Source organism: Janthinobacterium sp. GW823-FHT06H09 (assembly GCF_058794735.1).
Window position 1 is genome coordinate 441449 of the sequence record NZ_JBXAHC010000003.1, and the last position, 22536, is coordinate 463984.

At 66.5% G+C, this 22536-nt stretch carries 20 protein-coding genes; 12 read left to right on the plus strand and 8 right to left on the minus strand.

Features of this window, described 5'->3' with window-relative positions:
• From wecB to AC1Q6X_RS06885, 11 genes are all read left to right on the plus strand, one after another.
• Entirely contained in the window at nt 1-1161 is a 1161-nt protein-coding gene (gene wecB / locus AC1Q6X_RS06835) for a non-hydrolyzing UDP-N-acetylglucosamine 2-epimerase (RefSeq protein WP_492495983.1), read from the plus strand.
• Entirely contained in the window at nt 1158-2018 is an 861-nt protein-coding gene (locus AC1Q6X_RS06840) for an XrtA system polysaccharide deacetylase (protein WP_492495985.1), read from the plus strand. Before wecB ends, AC1Q6X_RS06840 begins: the two co-directional genes overlap by 4 nt.
• The gene (locus tag AC1Q6X_RS06845; protein ID WP_492496067.1) at nt 2018-3097 is read left to right on the plus strand and encodes a FemAB family XrtA/PEP-CTERM system-associated protein; all 1080 of its coding nucleotides are present in this window, start codon (nt 2018-2020) and stop codon (nt 3095-3097) included. Before AC1Q6X_RS06840 ends, AC1Q6X_RS06845 begins: the two co-directional genes overlap by 1 nt.
• Before the next feature lie 15 nt (nt 3098-3112).
• A complete protein-coding gene (locus AC1Q6X_RS06850) occupies nt 3113-4402 on the plus strand; it encodes a TIGR03087 family PEP-CTERM/XrtA system glycosyltransferase (protein ID WP_492495987.1) in 1290 nt (429 codons plus the stop codon).
• On the plus strand, nt 4399-5976 hold the full coding sequence (gene xrtA / locus AC1Q6X_RS06855; RefSeq protein ID WP_492495989.1) for an exosortase A: 1578 nt from the start codon (nt 4399-4401) through the stop codon (nt 5974-5976). Before AC1Q6X_RS06850 ends, xrtA begins: the two co-directional genes overlap by 4 nt.
• A complete protein-coding gene (locus tag AC1Q6X_RS06860) occupies nt 5966-7180 on the plus strand; it encodes a TIGR03088 family PEP-CTERM/XrtA system glycosyltransferase (protein WP_230503339.1) in 1215 nt (404 codons plus the stop codon). The genes xrtA and AC1Q6X_RS06860 overlap by 11 nt, the downstream gene beginning before the upstream one ends.
• 10 nt (nt 7181-7190) lie before the next feature.
• Complete coding sequence (locus AC1Q6X_RS06865) at nt 7191-9143, plus strand: XrtA/PEP-CTERM system amidotransferase (protein WP_492495991.1); 1953 nt, start codon at nt 7191-7193, stop codon at nt 9141-9143.
• Between the two features lie 4 nt (nt 9144-9147).
• A complete protein-coding gene (locus tag AC1Q6X_RS06870; RefSeq protein ID WP_492401464.1) occupies nt 9148-10371 on the plus strand; it encodes a TIGR04063 family PEP-CTERM/XrtA system glycosyltransferase in 1224 nt (407 codons plus the stop codon).
• A complete protein-coding gene (locus AC1Q6X_RS06875; protein WP_492495993.1) occupies nt 10368-12803 on the plus strand; it encodes a glycosyltransferase in 2436 nt (811 codons plus the stop codon). Before AC1Q6X_RS06870 ends, AC1Q6X_RS06875 begins: the two co-directional genes overlap by 4 nt.
• Nucleotides 12804-12887: 84 nt before the next feature.
• The gene (locus AC1Q6X_RS06880) at nt 12888-13598 is read left to right on the plus strand and encodes a hypothetical protein (RefSeq protein ID WP_436541948.1); all 711 of its coding nucleotides are present in this window, start codon (nt 12888-12890) and stop codon (nt 13596-13598) included.
• 1 nt (nt 13599) lies between these two features.
• A complete protein-coding gene (locus AC1Q6X_RS06885) occupies nt 13600-14214 on the plus strand; it encodes an RES family NAD+ phosphorylase (RefSeq protein WP_492495995.1) in 615 nt (204 codons plus the stop codon).
• Between the two features lie 468 nt (nt 14215-14682).
• Here AC1Q6X_RS06885 and AC1Q6X_RS06890 read toward each other — a convergent pair whose 3' ends face one another.
• The 3 genes from AC1Q6X_RS06890 to AC1Q6X_RS06900 all read right to left on the minus strand — a co-directional run bounded on the left by AC1Q6X_RS06890 (nt 14683) and on the right by AC1Q6X_RS06900 (nt 15923).
• Complete coding sequence (locus AC1Q6X_RS06890) at nt 14683-15093, minus strand: hypothetical protein (protein WP_492495997.1); 411 nt, start codon at nt 15091-15093, stop codon at nt 14683-14685.
• Nucleotides 15094-15219: 126 nt separating this feature from the next.
• Complete coding sequence (locus AC1Q6X_RS06895; RefSeq protein WP_492495999.1) at nt 15220-15693, minus strand: MepB family protein; 474 nt, start codon at nt 15691-15693, stop codon at nt 15220-15222.
• Nucleotides 15690-15923, minus strand: coding sequence for a hypothetical protein (locus AC1Q6X_RS06900; RefSeq protein ID WP_099408574.1), 234 nt, complete (start codon nt 15921-15923; stop codon nt 15690-15692). The genes AC1Q6X_RS06895 and AC1Q6X_RS06900 overlap by 4 nt, the downstream gene beginning before the upstream one ends.
• A gap of 98 nt (nt 15924-16021) precedes the next feature.
• Between AC1Q6X_RS06900 and AC1Q6X_RS06905 the strand changes: the two genes are divergently transcribed.
• Nucleotides 16022-16384 carry a TfoX/Sxy family protein gene (locus AC1Q6X_RS06905; RefSeq protein WP_230503356.1) on the plus strand — a complete coding sequence of 121 codons (363 nt, stop codon included), beginning with the start codon at nt 16022-16024 and terminating at the stop codon, nt 16382-16384.
• On the opposite strand, the gene AC1Q6X_RS06910 is transcribed toward AC1Q6X_RS06905, so the two are convergent.
• From AC1Q6X_RS06910 to AC1Q6X_RS06930, 5 genes are all read right to left on the minus strand, one after another.
• Nucleotides 16373-17377, minus strand: coding sequence for a 2-hydroxyacid dehydrogenase (locus AC1Q6X_RS06910; RefSeq protein WP_230503358.1), 1005 nt, complete (start codon nt 17375-17377; stop codon nt 16373-16375). The two genes, AC1Q6X_RS06905 and AC1Q6X_RS06910, sit on opposite strands and share 12 nt — an antisense overlap.
• An 87-nt stretch (nt 17378-17464) precedes the next feature.
• Nucleotides 17465-18658: a hypothetical protein gene (locus tag AC1Q6X_RS06915; RefSeq protein ID WP_492496002.1), complete on the minus strand. Its 1194-nt coding sequence runs from the start codon at nt 18656-18658 to the stop codon at nt 17465-17467.
• Nucleotides 18659-18702: 44 nt separating this feature from the next.
• On the minus strand, nt 18703-19893 hold the full coding sequence (locus AC1Q6X_RS06920; RefSeq protein WP_492496003.1) for a hypothetical protein: 1191 nt from the start codon (nt 19891-19893) through the stop codon (nt 18703-18705).
• A 2-nt stretch (nt 19894-19895) separates the two neighbouring features.
• Complete coding sequence (locus AC1Q6X_RS06925; RefSeq protein ID WP_492496005.1) at nt 19896-21473, minus strand: MBOAT family O-acyltransferase; 1578 nt, start codon at nt 21471-21473, stop codon at nt 19896-19898.
• Nucleotides 21463-22536, minus strand: coding sequence for a glycosyltransferase family 4 protein (locus tag AC1Q6X_RS06930; protein ID WP_492416830.1), 1074 nt, complete (start codon nt 22534-22536; stop codon nt 21463-21465). Before AC1Q6X_RS06930 ends, AC1Q6X_RS06925 begins: the two co-directional genes overlap by 11 nt.

Below are 22536 nucleotides of genomic sequence, written 5' to 3' on the forward strand. Positions count from 1 at the left end.
ATGTCCGCCCCTTCTCTTGCGTCCGCCGCGCCGGCGCACCTGCTGTGCGTGGTGGCCGCGCGCCCGAATCTGATGAAGATGGCGCCCATCCTGGCCGCCCTGGCACGACAGGCGCCCGCCGTCCGCGTGACCTTGCTGCATACGGGCCAGCATTACGACACGGCCATGAATGGGCAATTGTTTACGGACCTGTACCTGCGCCCGCCCGACATCGCCCTCGACGTCGGCTCCGGCAGCCACGCGCAGCAGACAGCAGAGATCATGCGCCGCTTCGACGCCGTGCTCGACGCGCATCCGCCGCTGGCGCCCGATGCCGTGCTGGTGGTGGGCGACGTCAATTCCACCCTCGCCTGCGCGCTGGTGGCGGCCAAGCGCGGCACGCCCGTGATCCATGTCGAGGCAGGCCTGCGCAGCGGCGACCGGCGCATGCCCGAGGAAATCAACCGCGTGCTGACGGATCAATTGTCCGATCTGCTGCTCACCAGCGAAGAAAGCGCGCGCGCCAACCTGCTGCGCGAAGGCATCGCCCCCGAACGCATCCATTTCACGGGCAATGTCATGATCGACAGCCTGCGGCAGCAGCTGCCGCGCGCAGCCAAGCCCGCCGCCACCCTGCGCGCGCACGGCCACCCCTGCCCGCCCGCGTATGGACTGTTGACCTTGCACCGTCCCTCGAACGTCGATGATCCGGCCCAGCTCGCAGCGCTGCTGCAGGCGCTGGGGCAACTGTCAGCCCGCCTGCCGCTGCTGTTTCCCATCCACCCGCGTACCCTGGCCGGCCTGCGCCTGGCGGGCCTGGAACCGCTGCTGGCGCGGCACGCCATCGTCCGCCTGCCGCCGCTGGGCTACCTGGAAATGCTGGGCCTGATGCAGGAGGCGCGCCTGGTGCTGACGGATTCGGGCGGCATCCAGGAAGAAAGCACGGCACTGGGCGTGCCCTGCCTGACCCTGCGCGCCAACACGGAGCGCCCCGTCACCGTGACCGATGGCACGAATACCCTGGCCGGCACGGACCCGGCCGCCATTCTGGAGATGGCCAACACCATCCTGGACACGGGCGGCAAACGTGGCCGCATTCCGCCGCTGTGGGATGGGCGCGCGGCCACGCGCATCGCGGCCGTCATCGCGCCTTGGCTGGCGGCGCGCCGGGGACAACCATGACGGCGCCTGCGCTGCTGCCGGCGCTGAAGAATGCGCTGACCATCGACGTGGAAGACTATTTCCAGGTATCCGCCTTTGCGCCGCACATCGCCCGCGCCGACTGGCCGCGCCTGGAATGCCGGGTCGAGGCGAACATCGAGCGCATCCTGCTGCTGCTGGACAGCCGCCGCATCCACGCCACCTTTTTTACCCTGGGCTGGATCGCCGAACGCTATCCGGCCATGCTGCGCCGCGTGGCCGACGCCGGACACGAAGTGGCCAGCCACGGCTATGCGCACCTGCGCGCCAGCGAGCAGTCGGCCGCGCAGTTCGCCGACGATGTGCGCCGCAGCAAGGCCATCCTGGAGCAAATAACGGGCCTGGCCGTGCGCGGCTACCGGGCCCCCAGCTTTTCCATCGGCGCGGCCAACCTGTGGGCCTTCGACGTGCTGCAGGAAGCCGGGTACCGCTACAGTTCCAGCATCTACCCGATCCGCCACGACCATTACGGCATGCCCGATGCGCCCCGCTTCGGCTGGCGCCCGCGCGGCCCGCATGGCGTGCTGGAATTGCCCGTCAGCACCGTGCGCCTGCGCGGGCGCAACCTGCCGGCCGGCGGCGGCGGTTATTTCAGATTGATGCCGTATGCACTGTCGCGCTGGCTTTTGCGACGCATCAATTCGCGCGACGGGCAAGCTGGCATATTCTATTTTCATCCTTGGGAACTCGATCCCGGCCAGCCGCGCCCGCCAGGCCTCAGCGCCAGGACGCGCTTTCGCCACTACCTGAACCTGGGGCGCATGGAAGCACGGCTGGGGCGCCTGACCCGCGACTTTGCCTGGGACCGCATGGACCGTATTTTTCTGGAAAGCACATGATGCACGAGGCCAGCCTTGCTCCCGTTCCGGCACAGTCCAGCACCGCCATCGCCGTGCGCTCGCTGCAGGGGCACGAGCATGCGCGCTGGGATGCCTTTGTCGACACGTGCCCGGAGGCGACCTTTTTTCACCGGGCCGGCTGGCAAACCATCATGGAGCAAGGTTTTCAGCACGACAGCTATTTCCTGTACGCGGAACAGGAAGGATGCATCGCCGGCGTGCTGCCGCTGGCCCATTTGCGCAGCCGCCTGTTCGGTTCTTCCCTCGTCTCGCTGCCGTTTTGCGTCTACGGCGGCATCGCCGGCGGCGGCGCGGCCATACGCCAGGCGCTCGACAGCGCCGCGCTGGCGCTGGCCCGGCGCCTCGGCGTGGGCCACCTGGAATACCGCTGGCGCGAAGCGCCGGAAGACATGGCGACTTCCTGGCTGCAGAAACCCCTGTACGCCACCTTCCGCCGGCCGCTAAGTCCCGATGCCGAACAGAATCTGCTAGCCATTCCCCGCAAGCAACGCGCCGTCGTGCGCAAGGCCATCGCGGCCGGCCTGCACAGCGCCATCGACTATGACATCGACCGTTTCTACCCGATCTACGCGGCCAGCGTGCACCGGCTGGGCACGCCCGTCTTCGCACGCCGCCATTTTGCCCTGCTGCGCACGGTCTTTGGCGGCGCCTGCGAGATCCTCACCGTGTATCACGGCCAGCAGCCGCAGGCCAGCGTGCTGGTGTTTTATTTCCGCGACGAAGTGCTGCCCTATTACGGCGGCGGCAACGTCGTGGCGCGCAGCACGGGCGCCAACGACTTCATGTACTGGGAAGCGATGCGCCGCGCCTGCGCGCGCGGCTACCGCCTGTTCGATTTCGGCCGCAGCAAGCTGGGCACGGGCGCCTTCGACTTCAAGAAGAACTGGGGCTTTACGCCGCAGCCGCTGCCCTATGCCTACCAGCTCGTGCGCGCCAAGGCCTTGCCATTAGTCAATCCGCTGAATCCGAAATACGCGCTGTTCATCCGCGCCTGGCGCCGCCTGCCGCTGCCGCTGGCCAACCTGCTGGGACCGCACATCGTGCGGCAACTGGGCTAAGCAAGGAGACTCACCATGCGCGAACTGCTCTTCCTCGCCCACCGTCTGCCGTATCCGCCCAACAAGGGCGACAAGATACGCTCGTGGCACATGCTGCAATACCTGAGCCGGCATTTCCGCGTGCACCTGGGCTGCTTCATCGACGATGATGACGACTGGCAGCATGCGAAAACCGTGGCCGCCCTGTGCGCCAGCACGCGCTTCATCGACTTGCGGCGCGGCCCGGCCCGCTGGCGCGCCATGCAGGCGCTGCTGTCGAGGCAAGCCATGAGCGTGCAGTACTACCGCGATGCACGCCTGCTGCAATGGGTCGACGGTTTGTTATCGGGCGACAAGGTGCGTCACGCGCTGGCCTTCTCCGGACCCATGGCGCAATACATCGATGGCAGCGCGGGCCGCGGCCTGCACCGCGTGATCGATTTCGTCGATGTCGATTCCGACAAATGGCGCCAGTACAGCGACAGCAAGCCCTGGCCCATGTCGCTGCTGTACCGGCGCGAAGCGCAGCTGCTGCTGCAGTACGAGCGCCATATCGCCCAGCAGTTCACGGCCGCCAGCTTCGTCTCGCCGGCCGAGGCGGCCCTGTTCCGCCAGTGCGCCCCGATGGCGCGGCGCAAGACGGGGTATTTCAACAACGGCGTCGATACGGCGTATTTCTCGCCCATGGCGGCCCAGCCCGGCGTGTATCCACCGGGCGTGCAGGCGCTGGTGTTTACGGGCGCCATGGATTACTGGCCGAACGTCGACGCCGTGCAATGGTTCGTGCGCCACGTCTGGCCCGCGCTGCGGCGCCAGTTTCCCCAGCTGCAGTTCTATATCGTCGGCAGCGCGCCCGTGCCCGCCGTGACGGCGCTGGCCAGGGTGCCTGGCGTGGTGGTGACGGGCAAGGTGCCCGATATCCGGCCCTACCTGGCTGGCGCAGCGCTGGCCGTGGCACCGCTGCGCATCGCCCGCGGCGTGCAGAACAAGGTGCTCGAAGCGATGGCGATGGGGAAGATCGTGCTGGCCACGCCGCAGGCGCTCGAAGGCATCGCCGCCCAGCCGGGCCTGGAACTGCTGCTGGCGCGCGACGACGCCGAATTCATCCACCATGCGGCGCGCGTGCTGCGCAATGTCCAGAACGGTACGGCCGAAGGCAGCGGCGCGGCCATCGGCGCGGCGGCGCGCCAGCTGGTCCTGCAGGAATACGACTGGGAACGCAATCTGCGCGGACTGGGCGCCATGCTGGGTCTGCCTGCCGAGGCCGATGCGCCGGTCAGCGGCGCCGCCACGCCCTTGCAGCCGGTGCGGGAGCCGTCCACATGAGCTTGCAGCTCGACCAGGTGGCCCGTTCGCCCGAGGCGGCTGTCTTGCCGCAGGACGGGCGCCAGGCCGCGCTGGCGGCCCTGCTGCTGTCGCTGGCCGCCGTCGTGCTGCTGTATCACCCCACCTTCTGGTCGATGGTGGAACTGTGGTCCCGCTCGCAAACCTTCGCGCACGGCTTCCTGATCGTGCCCATCAGTTGCTGGCTGGCCTGGCGCCAGCGCGCCCGCCTGGCCGCGCTGGCGCCCCAGCCGTCGCGGCAGGGCTTGCTGCTGCTGGGCGCGCTGGGCCTGGCATGGCTGCTGGCCGACGCCGCCAACGTGCCCGTGGTGGAACAGTATGCGGCCACGGGCATGTTGCCTGCCTGCGTGCTGGCCATCCTCGGCTGGCCGGCCGTGCGCCTGCTGGCGTTTCCGCTCGCCTATCTGTTTCTCGCCGTGCCGTTTGGCGAAGTGTTCCTCGACCCGCTGATCGACTTCACGGCCGCCTTTACCGTCACCGCGCTGCAATGGTCGGGCGTGCCCGTGTTTCGCGATGGCAGCAATTTTTCACTGCCCACCGGCAACTGGTCGGTGGTGGAAGCGTGCAGCGGCTTGCGCTACCTGATCGCCGCGCTGGCCCTGGGCGCCTTGTTCGCGCACGTCAACTGTCACAGCACTCGGCGGCGCCTGGCCGTCATGGCCGCCGCCCTGCTCGTGCCCATCCTCGCCAATGGCGTGCGCGCCTACCTGATCGTGATGCTGGGCCACCTGAGCGACATGCGCCTGGCCGTGGGCGTCGACCACCTGATCTATGGCTGGCTGTTCTTCGGCCTGGTGGCGCTGCTGCTGTTCTGGCTGGCAGCGCGCTGGCGCGAATTGCCGCCGCCACGCGCCGTGCCGCCCGCTCAGCCCATACGCCTGAGCGCGGCCAGCCCGCGCGCCGTCGTGCGCGCCGGCATCGCCTGCCTGCTGCTGGCGGCCGTATGGCCGGCACTGGCCCTGGCCAGCCACCGCGACGACGGCCCGGCGGCAACCGGCTCCTCCACCGTGTTGGCCTTGTTGGCCGATCCGAGCGGCTGGCATCGCCTGCAAGACGCGGTAGCGGCGTGGCAAGCGCCATATGCGGGCGCGCCCGCGCGATTTGCCGCCACGTACGCGCGCCGGGACAGCGACGGCGCGCCGGTGGGCCTCCAATTGCACTGGTATGCGCGCCAGGCGCGCGATGCCGAACTGCTGACCCACCAGGCCTTGCCGTATGGCCCCCGCTGGATGCCGCTGGCGCAGCGCGTGCAAGACGTCAACCTGGCCGGCGGCGAGCTGGCCGTGCGCGAAAGCGTGCTGGCGCAAGGGGGCGAACGCCTGCTGGTATGGCGCGTCTACCGCCAGGGCGGCTTCGTCACGGCCAGGCCCGTGCTGGTGAAACTGCTGCTGGCGCAAGCCAAGCTGCTGGGCAGGCGCCAGGATGGCGCCGACATCATCGTCTTTGCCGCCTACGACGAGCTGGCGCCGCCGCCGCGCGCGCGCCTGCAAGCCTTCCTGCGGGCGGCCTTGCCCGTCATCGAACAACGCTTGCAGGAGCTGCCGCATGGCCCTTGACTTCGATACCGGCGGCACGCGCCAGGCTGATGCAGCGGCCGGCGGCGCTCCCCTGATCGTGCACGTGATCCACCAGCTCGACGTGGGCGGGCTGGAAAACGGCCTGGTCAACCTGATCAACCATTTGCCGCCCGGGCGCTACCGGCACGCCATCGTCTGCATGAAAAACGCCACCGCGTTCCGCCAGCGCCTGACTGCCCCGGGCGTCGACGTGATCAGCCTGGACAAGCGCGAAGGCAAGGACTGGCGCCACTATCTGCACCTGTACCGCGTGCTGAAACAGCTGCAGCCGGCGCTGGTGCACACGCGCAACCTGGGCTGCCTCGAAGCGCAGCTGCTGGCCTGGCTGGCCGGCGTGCGCCTGCGCGTACATGGCGAACACGGACGCGACATGAGCGACCTGCATGGCACCCGCCGCAAATACCGCTTGCTGCGCAAATTGATGCTGCCGCTGGTGCAGCACTTCATCGCCGTCAGCGCCGACCTGGGCCACTGGCTGGTGGACGCCATCGGCGCGGCGCCCGCGCAGGTGTCGCACATCGGCAATGGCGTCGACAGCGTGCAATTCCATCCGCGCCTGGGGCCTCCCGCCGCCGTGGGCCCGCCCGGTTTCCTGTGCAACGGCGCCTTCGTCATCGGCAGCGTGGGGCGCATGGCGGCCGTCAAGGATCACGCCTCGCTGGTGCAGGCCTTCCTGCTCCTGCTGGCCCAGCCGGGCGCCCGCGCGCGTCTGCGCCTGATCATCGTCGGCGACGGGCCGTGCCGCCAAGCGTGCCTGGAGCTGCTGCAGCAGGCCGGCGTGGCCCATCTGGCCTGGCTGCCCGGCGCGCGCGACGACGTGGCGCAACTGCTGCGCGCGATGGACCTCTTCGTGCTGCCGTCCCTGGCCGAAGGCAGCTCGAACACCATCCTCGAGGCGATGGCGACGGGGCTGCCCGTCGTCGCCACGCAGGTGGGCGGCAATGCGGAACTGGTGCAGTCGGGCTGGAGCGGCACGCTGGTGCCGCCAGGTTCGCCCGAGATGCTGGCCGACGCCATGCTCGACTACTACAGCATGCCCGAGCTGGGCCCGCGCCACGGCGCGCGCGGGCGGCGCCAGGTGCTGGCCGAGCACAGCCTGCCCGCCATGGCCGGCGCCTACCTGGCCGTGTACGACCGCCTGACGGGCGCGCGCCAGCCGTCCCACCTGTCCACTTATCCCTGAAAGGCCTTCCATGTGCGGCATCAGCGGCATCTTTGATTTGCAGGGCCAGCGCGACATCGACGTGCTGCTGCTGGCGCGCATGAACCACAGCCTGCGCCACCGGGGGCCGGACGAGGGAGGATTGCACCGCGAGCCGGGCCTCGGCCTGGCGCACCGGCGCCTGTCCGTGATCGACCTGGCCAGCGGCCAGCAGCCGCTGTTCAACGCCGACCGCAGCATCGCCATCGTCTTCAATGGCGAAATCTATAACTATCGCGCCCTGATGGCGGAATTGCGCCAGTTCGGCCACCCCTTCCGCACCAGCAGCGACACGGAAGTCATCGTGCACGCCTGGGAACAATGGGGAGAGCAATGCGTGCGGCGCCTGCGCGGCATGTTCGCCTTCGCCCTGTGGGACCGCCGGCGCCATGTGCTGTTCCTGGCGCGCGACCGCCTGGGCGTCAAACCGCTGTACTACGGCGAGGCGCAGGACGGCACCCTGCTGTTCGGCTCCGAACTCAAAGCCCTGCTCGCGCATCCGGCCATGCCGCGTGAACTCGACCCGCTGGCCGTGGAAGAGTATTTCGCCTATGGCTACGTACCCGAGCCGCGCAGCATCTTCCAGCACGCGCGCAAGCTGCCGCCCGGGCATACCCTCTCCATCCGCGCCGGCCAGCCGCTGCCCGCGCCGCAATCCTATTGGGATATTCCGTTCACACCGAACCCGCCCGCCAGCGAGGCGCAGGCGGCCGACGAACTGCTGGCGCGCCTGCGCGAGGCTGTGCGCATCCGCATGGTGGCCGAAGTGCCGCTGGGCGCATTCCTGTCCGGCGGCGTCGATTCGAGCGCCGTCGTGGCGCTGATGGCCGGGGCCAGCAGCACGCCCGTCAACACGTGCTCCATCTCGTTCGGCGACCCCGCGTACAACGAGGCGCGCTACGCCGACCTCGTGGCGCGCCGCTACGGCACGGCGCACCACGCGCGCCAGGTGGAGCAGGACGACTTCGAGCTGATCGACCTGCTGGCCAATCTGTACGACGAACCATTCGCCGACAGTTCCGCCATGCCCACCTACAGGGTGTGCCAGCTGGCGCGCCAGCGGGTCACGGTGGCCCTGTCGGGCGACGGCGGCGATGAAAGCCTGGCCGGCTACCGGCGCTACCGCCTGCACACGCGCGAGGAAAAAGTGCGCAAGGCGATGGACCCGCTGCTGCCGGCCGGCTTGCGCCAGTCGCTGTTCGGCACCCTGGGGCGGCTGTATCCGAAGGCCGACTGGGCGCCGCGCTTCCTGCGCGCCAAGACCACCTTCGAAGGCCTGGCGCGCGACACGACGGACGCGTATTTTCACGGCGTCAGCCTGCTGGGCGACGCCATGCGCGCGCGCCTGTTCAGCCCAGAGCTGCGGCGCAGCCTGCACGGCTACCGCGCCGTCGAAGTGCTGCGCCGCCACGCGCTGGCCAGTCCCGCGCACGATCCGCTGTCGCAGGTGCAGTACCTGGACCTGAAAACCTATCTGCCCGGCGACATCCTCACGAAAGTCGACCGGGCCAGCATGGCGCATGCGCTGGAAGTGCGTTCGCCTCTGCTCGACCATGAACTGGTGGCGTGGATGTCCGGCCTGCCGCCGCAATTCAAGCTGCGGCGCGGCGAAGGCAAGTACCTGCTGAAAAAAGCCCTGCGCCCGCTGCTTCCCGACACCCTGCTGTACCGCCAGAAGATGGGCTTTTCCGTGCCGCTGGCCGACTGGCTGCGCGGCCCGCTGCGCCAGCGCCTGCAGCAGCGGCTGCTCGGCGCCACCCTGACGCAGTGCGGCCTGTTCGACATGGACTACGTGCGCCTGCTGCTCGAGCAGCACGCGAGCGGCCGGCGCGACTACAGCGCGCCCCTGTGGTCGCTGCTGATGTTCGAAGCCTTTTTGCGCCAGGTGCTGCCCGTCGACGGCCGCAAGGCGGCGGTACCCGCGCCGGCCATGGCCATGGAGTGAATCCATGCGCATCCTGCACATCCTCGACCACTCGCTGCCCCTGCACAGCGGCTACACGTTCCGCACCCTGGCCATCCTGCGGCAGCAGCGCGAACTGGGCTGGTTCACCATGCAGCTCACCAGTGCCAAGCAGGGGCCGTCCGATGGCGCGCAGCAGCTGGTCGACGGCTGGCATTTCTACCGCACGGCGCCCGATGCCCGCTGGTGGGCACACCTGCCCGTGCTGCGGCAGGTGGCCGTCATCGTCGGCCTGGCCGTGCGACTGCGCCGGCTGGCGCAACGGCTCAAGCCCGACATCCTGCACGCGCACTCGCCCGCGCTGAACGCCATCGCCGCCCTCAACGCGGGCCGCGCGCTGGGCATTCCCGTCGTGTACGAAGTGCGCGCCTTCTGGGAAGACGCGGCCGCCGACCATGGCAGCAGCCGGCCCGGCGGCTTGCGCTACCGGCTCACGCGGGCGCTGGAAACCTATGCGCTGCGCCGCGCCGACGCCGTCACCACGATCTGCGAGGGCCTGCGGCGCGAACTGTGCGCGCGCGGCGTGTCCGCGCATAAAATCACGGTGATCCCGAACGCCGTCGATGCCGGGGCCTTCAGCATCACCGCGCCCGACGATCTCTGGCTGGCGCACAAACTGCGCCTGCATGGCCATCTGGTCATCGGCTTCATCGGCTCGTTCTATGCCTACGAGGGGCTGGCCCTGCTGCTGCGCGCCATGCCGCGCATGCTGGCGGCGCAGCCGGCATTGCGGCTGCTGCTGGCTGGCGGCGGGCCGCAGGACGCGGCGCTGCGGGCGCTGGCGGCGCAGCTGGGCATAGACCATGCCGTGGTCTTCGCGGGCAGAGTGCCGCATGCGCAGGTGGCAAGCTATTATCAGCTGGTCGACATCTGCGTGTATCCGCGCCTGCCGATGCGTTTGACGGAGCTGGTGACGCCCTTGAAACCGCTCGAGGCGATGGCGCAGGGCCGCCTCGTGGTGGCGTCCGACGTGGGCGGCCACCGCGAACTGATCGAGCATGGCGCGACGGGCATGCTGTTTCGCGCCGGCGACGCCGGGGCGCTGGCGCAGACAATATTGAACCTGCTGCTGGCACCGGCCAGCTGGCCGCTGCTCCGGCGCCAGGCGCGCGCCTTCGTCGAGACGGAGCGCAGCTGGAGCGCCAGCGTGGGCCGCTATGCGCCCGTGTATGCGCGCGTGGCGGCGGGTGCGGCCGGAGTCGTGCCATGATCTTCACGGGCCTGCGCATCGCGCTGGTCGGCCCGCAGCCGCCGCCGGCCGGCGGCATGGCCAATCAAACGGCGCAGCTGGCGCGGCTGCTGCGCGAGGACGGCGCGCAAGTGCAGCTGCTGGCCGTCAACGGCCCCGTGCTGCCGCCCTGGCTGGCGCGCATCCGCTACCTGCGCGCCGCGCTGCGCCTGCCACTGCTGCTATGGCGCCTGTGGCGCGCTGCCAATACGGTCGACCTGTTCCACATCATGGCCAATTCCGGCTGGTCATGGCACCTGCAGGCCGCCCCCGCGCTGTGGATCGCCAGCTGGAAAGGCAAACCCGCCCTGCTCAATTACCGGGGCGGCGAAGCGGCCGCCTTTTTCGCCCGTTCGCCGCGCCTGGTGGCGTTCAGCCTGCGCCGCGCCAGCGCCATCGTCGTGCCGTCGGCCTACCTGGCCGGCGTCTTCGAGCAGTACGGCCATACGGCCCACATCGTGCCGAACGCGGTGGACTTGCAGCGCTTTGCGCCGGCCGCGCTGCATGCGCCTGGCGACGCCGGCCCGTGCATCCTCGTGGCGCGCCATCTGGAACAGCTGTACGACAATGCCAGCGCCGTGCGCGCCTTCGCCATCGTGCGCGAGGCTTTTCCCGCGGCGCGCCTGGTGCTGGCCGGGGGCGGACCGCAGCGCGCGGCGCTGGCGCGCCTGGCCAGATCGCTCGGCGTGCAAGATGCCGTACGCTTCGCCGGCCCCGTCGACAACGCGGCCATGCCGGCGCTGTACCAGGCCAGCGACATCGTCCTCAATCCCAGCCTGGCCGACAACATGCCCAATTCCGTGCTCGAGGCGCTGGCCTGCGGCGTGCCCGTCGTCAGCACCAATGTGGGCGGCATCCCCGCGCTGCTGCAGGACGGCGTGACGGCCTTGCTGGTGCCGCCCGGCGATCCGGCCGCCATGGCGCAGGCCATGCTGGCGCTGCTGCGCGACCGGCCGCGCGCCCGCGCGCTGGCAGAGGCGGGCCTGGCGCACGCCGCCGCCTTCGGATGGCCCGGCATTGCACCCAGGCTGGCCGCCCATTACCGCCGCATCCGCGCCGCGCCGCGCCCCGGCGTCTACACACGCTGCGTCGCCCGCTGGCTGTTTCCCCTGCATGAATGGCTCAAGGGCCACCACAGCGCGCGCCTGCTGCGCCGGCTGGAACGCTCGCAATGGTGGAGCGCCCAGCAGCTGCAAGAGTGGCAGTTGGCGCGCCTGCGCGCGCTGCTGCGCCACGCGGGCGCGCACGTGCCCTACTACCGCGCCCTGTTCGCCCGCAGCGGTTTCGACCCCGAGCAGGTGCGGCAACTGGCCGATCTATCGCGCCTGCCGCTGCTGCGCAAGGCGGATATCTCCAGCGCGCGCGACAGCTTCAAGTCCGCCCGCGCCGTGGGCCTGCGCCCGTTCGCCACGGGCGGCTCCAGCGGCGAACCGCTGCAATTCTTCCTCGGCAGGCGCAGGGTCAGCCACGACATCGCCGCCAAGTGGCGCGCCACGCGCTGGTGGGGCGTCGACATCGGCGACCGCGAAGCCGTGCTGTGGGGCTCTCCCATCGAGCTGCATGCGCAGGACCGCCTGCGCCGCGTGCGCGACGCGCTGCTGCGCACCACCCTGCTGCCCGCGTTTGCCATGTCGCCCGCGCGCCTCGATGGCTACGTGCAGCAATTGCGCCGCTGGCGCCCGCGCATGCTGTTCGGCTATCCGTCCGCTCTGTGCCGCATCGCCAGCCACGCGAGCGCGCGCGACCTGCCGCTCGACGGCTTGGGCGTGAAAGTGGCGTTCGTCACGGCCGAACGCCTGTACGACGAGCAGCGCGCGCAGATCGCCGCCGCCTTCGGCTGCCCCGTTGCCAACGGCTACGGCGGGCGCGACGCGGGCTTCATCGCCCACGAATGCCCGGACGGCGGCATGCACATCACGGCCGAAGACATCATCGTGGAAATCGTTGATGGCCAGGGCCGGCCGCTGCCTCCAGGGGCCACCGGCGACATCGTCGTCACCCACCTGGCCACGCAGGACTACCCCTTCATCCGCTACGCCACGGGCGACGTGGGCGCGCTGGGCACGCAGCCGTGCACCTGCGGCCGCGGCCTGCCCCTGCTGCAGAAAATCGAAGGGCGCAGCACGGATTTCCTCACGGCCGTCGACGGCACCGTCATGCACGGCCTGGCCCTCGTCTACATCGTGCGCGAACTGCCGCAGGTGCGCAGTTTCAAGATCATCCAGGAAAGCCTGCTGCGCACGCGCGTGCTGCTCGTCTGCCTGCCGCGCCTGGACGACGCCACGCGCAGCGCCATCGTCGCCGCTTTCCAGGCCAGGCTGGGCACGCAGGTCGACATCGCCATCGAGGAAGTCGACGAAATCGCGGCGGAGGCGTCGGGAAAGTACCGGTATGTAGTGAGCAAGGTGGCTTAACGCCGAAACGCCACCGAATAAGGTTGCTTTGGTTGTCAATATCAGCTTATGGAGTAGAATCTGGTATGGTAACTGGAGGGTGTCATGGCAAAGTTGGAAGTCTCAAAGCCGGCAAAAGCGAAGAGCGCGCATCGAATGACAGTGCCTGACGCAAGCAAGGCCCTGGGTGATTCGCTCCGAAAGATCGGCGCAAAAGGCATCGACCTTGGCGAGGGCTACGTATTGGTCAAGATACGACGCCCCAAACAGCTAGCGCATCATGCGCGTGAAAAGGATGCGGCGTATGTGCCGCGACAGCTGCCGGGAGTGCCTGTGGTTTCTAGTGCAGATCTCCAGGAATTGATCCAGCGATTCCAGCGCACACATACTATGCAAGCCGGTATAAGCACGATTCCGCCAGAAAACCAGGCATTCCTCGATCAGTTTTCCCGCCAGGAAATGCAAAGATATGCAAGCCTGGAAAAGAAAGGCGAATTGGTCGATTCAAGAACACTGGCCGAGCAAATGGGCGTGACGCGGCAGGCGATCAGCAAGGCCGTGACGGAACAGCGAATGTTTTCCATGGACAGTGTCTCCGGCAAGAAGCTGTACCCTGCCTTCTTCGCCGATCCCACCTTGAACCGTCGCCAGCTCAGCAAAGTGAACAAGGAACTGGGCCAGCTGGCTGGGTCCAGCAAGTGGCAATTCTTCACCACTGCGCGGATGTCGCTCAACGGCAGCAGTCCGCTCAATGCTTTACGGAAAGGAAAATTTGCCGACGTCATCGCCGCAGCGACAGCGTTCAGGGAGGCATGATGTGGCCGCGACCAGGCTGAAACCACCTCCGAAGGTGCTGGCAACGAGCGCGACGCTTCCCGTCGTCGGGTTGCCGGTGCCCAGCCTGTACCGTATCTCGGGACATGCGACTGGCGAACCCTATTTTGGCTCCAGCGGAGGGAACCGGTTTGATGCACCTGGCTGCAAGAAAGGCCATCCCGAATACAACACTTGCTATCTGGGGCCGAGCTTTGATGTTGCTCTTGCCGAGTCCCTGTTGCACGATGCAGTGCCTGTGAAGGGCGCATTTCCTATCGCCAAATCCGAGATTGATCGCCGGTGGGTACATCAATTCATTGGTAGTTTGCGACTGTTTGACCTGACCGGCCATTTGCTCAAGCAGATGGGCGGACATGCTGGCCTGACCGGCACCTCAAGTTACACGCTGCCGCAACAATGGGCGCTGGCCGTGTATCGCAATCCGCTCCAGGTCGATGGCTTCCTGTATACGTCGCGTCATTTCACCAACGAAAAGGCGGTCGTGCTATTTGATCGCGTCAGGTCCTATCTCACGGCCGTTGGCGGACCTGTCCAGCTTATAGCGGCACCGGAAATGCCGGATGCCATGCGACTGTTTAATATCATTCCTGCGTGATATCGCCAATTCTCCGCTAAATCCGCTTGCTGCGTGATGTTGTCCGCCTTGCGTTGATGGTCCATTTGCTAACCGCAGCAGGTCTGAAACGGTAAATATGATCGCGTTCTCTTGAAAGGAGCACACGTGCATGTTACAGGCTCACGCTTGTGATGCCTTCTGATTTTCCTCACGCTTTAAGCCTATCGACAGCCCTACGCATCCACTACCAACCACAAGGAAAGAGTATGAGTCCACATCTGATGTGCTGGTATTTTCCGCTTCCTCAAGTAAGCTGTCCCCCAGCTTTTTCCATACTTCCGACTTTTCTGGCGTAGTAATGGCATCGACCAGGCAGATCACTTTTTTTATATCTCTGGCGTGGTTTGTGGAATAAGAACTAATGCAACCTCAATTAACCTCTTTAATTTCGTTACATTTTCCACAAATCTTCCATTTTTTGATTATTGATGAAAACACATTGCAGGCTCAGTTAGACGTACAGACACCCATTGCCTGTGTCTCGCCTGACGTATTTGTGAGATTAAATGAAACAAGAAACATTTTATGCTTTGTCATTAACTGTTTTATTTTTTCAGTGCACACCCTGGCCTGCCAAATCTCAGTACGCGCCAGGTTTGCCAGGAACTTCGCCCTGTCGACATCTGCGCCAGGCGCCGACATGAATTCGACGGCATCTGTCGAAAATTTCAGCACATAGGAGAGCCTGGGCTTTTCTAAGGTCTGCACCAAGGAGTCATAACTCATTTTTGCTTCGAACGAAGCAGCGACTTCGTTTCCGTAGGCATTCAACTCCCCTGCAATTTTTCCGGGATCTGGAGAGCAGCCACATAGCGATACCAAAGCAAGGAAAAAACCATATATTTTAAATTTCTTCATATTATATTTTTCAGAAAGAGCATATTCCCCGGCATTTATTGGACTCCATGCCGCTTACATTGAGTATATATCTGCAACGATGGCATGTATATATCAATATTCGACTAGATAATATTAAGGTCTGGTTCAGCCTTTCAGCAAGCAAGCAATCCCGGATACATCCTCCTGCGCCACAAACCACTCCCCCTGCCACCGCTGCGTGCGTCGCGCCTGCGGCGCTTCCGGCGCGCACCAGGGCGGATACACGCGCAGCGCGCGTTTGCCGCCCTGGCCGGCGCGCGACATCACGCCGCGCTCGATCAGCACGCTGCGCGGGAAGATGAAAAAGCCGTGCCGCGCGCCGTCGCCGTCGGCATCGGCCACGGCGATGATGACGGCATCGACGGGGTCGGCTTCGTCCAGCGGGGCGATGTCGGCGTCGGGATGGGGGCGTTTCCAGACGGTGACGAACTGGCCGGTTTTCGTCGGCGTGGTTTTGGCCACGCGCAAGACCAGGCGCTTGCCGTGGAGTTCGGCGCGGCAGGCGCCGTATTCCGCGCTCTCCGCTTCCGGCACGGGCGCTTGCGGCAAGCCCAGGAAGGCCCAGGGGCTGGCCTTCATTGCGCGCTGAACTCGGCTGCGGCCTTGGCCGCCCACAACGCTTCGGCGTGGCTGGCGAACGGGCTGTCGTAGCCGTCAACGTTGCCGTCCTCGTCGACAAAATACAGCCACCACCCATCGGCCTGCTCACGGATGGCCGTATGGCCCGGTGCGCAATGGGTTTCGACGGCCTGGTCAGCCGTCAGGGTGGCGATGGTGATGCCACGGTGAATAATATGGTGGGGTGTCATGGAAGAATAATTCATGCGAAAAAATCAATGGCCGTAGTGTAGCCGCACCACCCTGTCCTGGCCAGTGCGTTACACTATTCCTTGATACGGAGGACAACATGGCATCACAGCAAGGCACGGTGGATTTCCTGCTCGACCAGATGACGGGCGCGGGCGGTATCAGCGCAAAAAAAATGTTTGGCGAGTACGGCCTGTATTGCGACGGCAAGATGTTCGCCATCGTCGCAGACGACCAGCTCTTCATCAAGCCGACGGACGCGGGCCGCGCCTGGATCAGCACCATGGGCACGCTGCAGGAAGCGCCGCCCTACCCGCAAGCCAAGCCGTATTTCCTCATCGATGGCGGGCTGTGGGACGAGCGCGACTGGTTGTCCCAGCTGGCGCGGCGCACGGCGGACGCCTTGCCGCAGCCGAAACCCAAGCCGCCGCCCAAGCCAAAGAAACCGGCATCAAGCAGTTAATACGCTGTTCTCGCACGCATTGCCTTGGCGGAAGCACGCCAGGTTGTGGTAGGTGATGGCGGCGATTTCGCGCAGCGCCTCGATGGTGAAGAAGCCCTGGTGGCCCGTCACCAGCACATTCGGGAAGGTCATCAGGCGCTGGAAAATGTCGTCGTCGATGATGTCGGACGAGCGGTCCTGGAAGAACAGATTGCTTTCCTGCTCGTACACGTCGATGGCCAATGAGCCCAGCTGGCGCGATTTGAGCGCTTCGATGACGGCGCCCGTGTCGATCAGGCCGCCGCGCGAGGTGTTCACCAGCATGGCGCCCTTCTTCATCAGCGGCAACGTTGCTTCGCTGATCATGTGGCGCGTGCTCTCCATCAACGGGCAATGCAGCGAGACGATGTCGGACTCGGCCAGCAGCTGCGGCAATTCCACCATCATGCCCAGTTGCGCGAACGCGGGCGCCGGATACGGGTCGTGGCCCAGCACCGTGCAGCCGAAGCCCTTGAAAATGCGCGCCGTGGCCAGGCCGATCTTGCCCGTGCCGACGATGCCCACGGTCTTGCCGTGCAAGGTGGCGCCCAGCAAGCCGTCGAGCGAGAAATTGCCTTCCCGCACGCGAGCATACGCGCGGTGCGTGTGGCGGTTCAGCGTCTGCACCAGGGCCAAGGTGTATTCGGCCACGGCTTCCGGCGAGTAGGCGGGCACGCGGGCAACGAACAGGCCCAGGCGCCGGGCCGCTTCCAGGTCGAGGTTGTTGTAGCCGGCGCAGCGCAGCAGGATGGCGCGCACGCCGTAGCCGTGCAGCGCTTCCAGCACTGGCGCGTCGAGCACGTCGTTGACGAAGACGCAGACGGCCTGCGCGCCTTGCGCCAGGATCGCGGTTTCCTGGCTCAGCAAGGCGCTGTGGTAGACCAGTTCGATGCCGGCCGCGTCGGGCTGGGACGGCAAGGCTTCATCAAAGAAACGGCGGTCGTAGGGCTGGCTGGCAAAGAAGGCGATTTTCATGGTGTGTCCTGGAACTTGCTGGATGGCAAAACATCATCATAGCGCAAGCCCCCTGCCCCGCGGCGTACGTCTGGTTCCAACGACGTCCTATTTGGGTTCGCGGGGCAAGGTCAGCACGTGGCGCAGATAGGCCGTTTCTTCCGTGTGCTGCGCGTGATAGCGCTCGCGCGCGGCCCGCGTGGCCGCCTGGTGGGCCGCGATGCTGCTTTCCGTCAGTTCGACGCCGAAGTCCGCCGGCGGCGGCACCTCGCCGCCAAACAGGCGCGCGAGGATGAAACGGCCCACATTGTCGCGGTAGTGCGACGCTTCCCAGTAATAGCGCATCTCGCGCGCGCCCGTCACCTGCGGGATCGGTTCGCTGGTGATGCTGTTGAAACCGGAAAAATCAACCAGGCGCACGTCGCAGCCCAGGCGCCGGTAGCGCCCGGCCATCTGCGCCAGGTCGCGCTGCCAGGCTTCCATGGCGTCCCACTTGCCGCGCCAGTACAGGGCGTCGAGCGTGAGCGCGTGCGTGGGATTGATGTACAGGCGCAAGCGCGTGCCGCCACGGCACAGCTTGCCGACGCTGGCCTCGAAGGCCTGCAGCGCGGGCGCCGTCGGCCCCAGGCCGTCGCCAAACTCCTGCAGGCGCGGCTTGAAGGCGCGCGCCGTGCCGGCCCAGCCATGGTTGCGGGCCGTGATGCAAGCATGGTCGCGCTGGCCCAGCAAGGCCAGGCTGGACAGGCACACGCCGTCATAGGTGCCGCTGAGGATGCGCCACGTGTCCTGGGTCATGTCCACAGTCAGGCCGCGCTTGATGTTGAGCAAGGCACGCCGCGCGAAAAACGCGGGGCCGCCGTCCGTCAAGCCCGGCTCCACGCCAGCCGAGCCCAGTTCCAGCGAAAACGAAGGCGCGTCGATGCCCCATACCATGGTGTCGACCTGGCTGACCCTGGCCGCGTGCTCGGCCAGGCGGATGGCCTCGCCGATCGAGGCGCCCGAGACGGCGCTGTTGAAAACGCTCTTGCCATCGAACAAAGTACGCATGCTGTTCACCGGCAAACCCATTTCCGTGCGCGAATTGCCGATGTAGACGACGGCGGGCCGGTAGCGCGCCACGGCATACGTCTTGCCCCACACGCTGAGTTTTTCCGTCGTCGGCCGCAATCGCTGCAGCAGCGGGCTGTCCCATTGATGCAGCAAGTAGGGATCGACGTGATAGTTCACGGCGGAAACGAGGGCCAGCGCGGCCAGCGCACAGGCAAAGAAGGTGGCGAGGTAGCGGCGGGCGGTGGTATCCATGGTCAGCATCGAAAGTGGAGAAATGGCGTACGTGGCGCCCTGCATCAGCGCCGGATCAGCGGTCCGTCCAGCACCTGCTGCGTATAGGCCGCCTCGCGCGCGTGTTCCACGCGATAGCGGTCGCGCGCGGCGCGCATGGCGGCCTGGTGGGCGTCGACGTTGGCGGGCGTCAGCTCCACGCCGAAATCGGCGGGCGCCGGCGTGCCGCCGCCAAACAGGCGCGCCAGGATCAAGCGGCCCACATTGTCCCGGTAATGCGACACTTCCCAGTAATAATGCATGTCGGGCTTGCCGCTGACGAGCGGGGTCGGTTCCGTCGTGATGCTGTTAAAACCGGAAAAATCAACCAGGCGCACGTCGCAGCCCTGCCGGCGGTGGCGCTCGACGATCCGCACCAGGCCACGCTGCCAGGCCTGCATGGCATCCCACTTGCCGCGCCAGTGCAGCGCGTACAAGGTCAATGCGTGCGTGGGGTTGATGTACATGCGCAGGCGCAGGCCGCCCCGGCACAGCTTGCCGATGCTGGCATCAAACGCTGGTGTCGAGGGTGGCGTCGGCCCCAGGCCATCGCTGAATTCCTGCAGCCGCACGGGTATGGCGTCTGCCGTTCCCAGCCAATGCCTTATCCCCTTGATGGTGCAGGTCTCGTCGCGCTGCCCATACAAGGCCAGGTTCGAGCGGCAGACATCGCCGGCATTGCCGGTGAGGATGCGCACGCTGTCCTCCGTCATGTCCAGGGTCAGGCCGCGCTTCAGGTTGACGAGGGCGCGCCGGGCGAAAAAGCCGTGCCGGGCACCGGTCAGGCTGTCCTCCACGCGCGCCGCTCCCATGTCCAGGGAAAACGTGGGCGCGTCGATGCCCCACACCATGGTCTCGACGCGGCTGACCCTGGCCGCATGCTCGGCCAGACGGATGGCGTCGCCGATCGAGGCGCCGGACACCGCGCTGTTGAAGATGCTCTTGCCGTCAAACAGGGCGCGCACGCCTGTGGGCAAGCCCAGTTCCGTGCGCGAATTGCCGATGTAGATGATGGCCGGCCGGTAGCGCGCCACGGCATAGGTCTTGGCCCAGGCGCCGAGCTTTTCGTTCAGCTGGCGCGGGCGCTGCACCAAGGGACTGTCCCACTGGTGCAGCAGGTAGGGGTCGACCTGGTAGTTCAGGAGCGAGACGGAGCCGAGCACCAGGAAGACGCAGGCGAAAAAACCGATGACGTAGCGGCGGGCGGCGGTGTCCATGCTCAGAACTGGAAGTAAAGAAATTCGGTGACGCGGTTCATGCCGAAGATGCAGGCGACGAACAGCGCGGCCAAGCCCACGCTCCAGCGGGACGTGGGCCGCCAGCTGAACGCCCAGCGCCCCGCAGGCTGAAAGATTCTTTCAATGGCAGGCTCATAGAGAAAGAATATTTCCTGCGTGTTCGGCGCCTTGAAAGCCAGCAGCATCGCGCCCAGCAGTACGGGCAAGCCGGGACCGGCCAGTTCGATCCAGCGGATGCCGTCGAATGCGGGCTGCCAGCCCCATTGCGCCAGGCTGGAGGCGTGGCTGGCCAGGCCGCGCGGCAGGCTCACGCCATTCGCGCCCACCAGCGCGCCGCTTATATCCCAGGCCGTGGCCACGTCGGGCGCGCGGAAGAAGATCCAGGCCAGCATGACGGCAAGAAAAGTCAGGACGCCGGGCCACCAGCGCAGCCAGCAGTACCCCGGTGCCGCGCCGAAGAGCCGCTGCCACGCCTGCTGCAGCACCAGATACAGCCCATGCAAGCCGCCCCAGATGACGAAGGTCCAGCCGGCGCCATGCCACAGGCCGCCCAGCAGCATGGTCAGCATCAGGTTGCGGTAGCGCATGACTTCGCCGCGCCGGCTGCCGCCCAGCGGAATGTATAAATAGTCGCGCAGGAAACGCGACAAAGTCATGTGCCAGCGGCGCCAGAAGTCGGCGATGTTGGCCGCCTTGTACGGCGAGTTGAAGTTCAGCGGCAATTTCACGCCGAACAGGCGCGACAGGCCGATGGCCATGTCGGAATAGCCGGAAAAGTCGAAATACAGCTGGAAGGTGTAGGCCAGCACGCCGATCCACGCCTCGATCAGGGTCGGCTGGGCGCCCGCCGCGAAGACGGGGATGGCCAGCGGCGACAGGTTGTCGGCGATCAGCACCTTCTTTGCCAGCCCGATGGTGAAAATCGACAGGCCGACGGCGAAATTGGCGGCGCGCGGATGGGCATTGGCCGGATCGGCGAACTGCGGCATCATGTCGCGGTGGTGCAGCACGGGGCCGGCGATCAGGTGGGGAAAGTAACTGACGAACAGCACGTAATGGATGAAACGGTATTCGCGCACCTCGCCCCGGTAGCAATCGACGAGGAAGGCGATCTGCGTGAAGGTAAAGAACGAGATGCCGATCGGCAGGATGATGTCGAGACCGTGCCACGGCAGGCCGGCGGCGTCGGCGCCTGTGGCCACGGCGACGGCGGTCACGCTGTCGATGAAGAAATTCGCATATTTATAGTACGCGAGCAACCCCAGGTTCAGCGCCAGCGCCGCCACCAGCACGCGCTTGCGGGCCGCGCCCGCGTGTGCGCCGATCAGGCGGCCGGCGCCGTAATTGATGCAGATCGACGCCAGCAGCAGCGGCAGGTAGCGCACGTCCCACCAGGCATAAAAGAACAGCGATGCCAGCGCCAGCCAAGCGGCTGGCGCCAACGGGCGCCAGCCGAGTGCCAGCCCCCCGCTTGCACGGTTCCAGCGGTCCAGCAAAAAATAGCCCGCCAGCACGATGGGCAGATAGCCGAACAGAAAGGCGAAGGAGTTAAACAGCATGTTGCCTCCTGGCAGGCAGCGACTGCGCCTGGTAGTAACAATCGACGATCTGCGCCGCCACCCGCTCCCACGTAAAACGCTCCACCAGCGCCTGCACGCGCGCGCGCTCGGGCGGCTGCGCCAGCAGTTCGAGGATGGCCTGGCGCTGCGCGGCGCCGTCGTCCCAGCGCACCTTGCGCAGCGCAAACGCGGAATCGGGCAAATCGAGCGCGCTTTGCGCCGTCATGACGACGGGCGTACCTGCCGCCAGCGCTTCGAGCACGCTCAAGGGAAACACTTCGCCCTGGCTGGGCAAGGCCGCCACGGCCGCCGCATGGTAGGCGCTGGCCAGCAGCGGGTCGGCGTGGTCGAGCGCGCCGAGCCAGCTGACGTGCGGCAAGTCCAGCAATTGCTGCAGATACGCCTGCTGTTCGCGCGGCGCGGCGCCGATCAGCACCAGCGGCAAGCCGGCGCCGGCCAGCGCCTGGGCCAGGCCCAGCTGGTTTTTATACGGCGAAATGCTGCCCACCATCAGCGCGAACGGCCCGGCGATGCCCGTCTCGCGCAGGAACAGGTCGCCATTGGCCGTGAAGAAATGCGGGTTGATGCCGTTCGGCAAGACGTGGATGGCGTCGCCCCCCAAGCCAAAGCCTTGCACGATGGCGTCGCGCTCGGCCTGGCCCAGGGCGATCACCACATCGGCCAGCTGCAAGGCGCGCCGCGTTTGCGCATAGCTCGTTTGCACCATCCATTCCGTCAGGCGCCCTGCCAGGCGGTCGGCCAGCCGCGCACGCCAGGCGCTGGCGCGGTTCCAGCTGGGCGCCATTAGCGGCGACAGCACCACGGGCACGCCTTGCTCACTGGCCATTTCCATGATGCGGTAAGTGCCATTGCTCGCCGAAAACACGTGCAACACGTCGAAATCGGCCAGCCGCTCATGGTTGGCGTCCACCAGCTGCACCTCCAGGGGCCGCGCCGGCTGCTTGGGCAACCGGTTCAGCGCGGCAATGGTTTCGCGTACCTGAATCTGCAAGCCGCCGTCGCGCTGGAACAGCATCGGGTAGGACAAGATACCGACACGCAT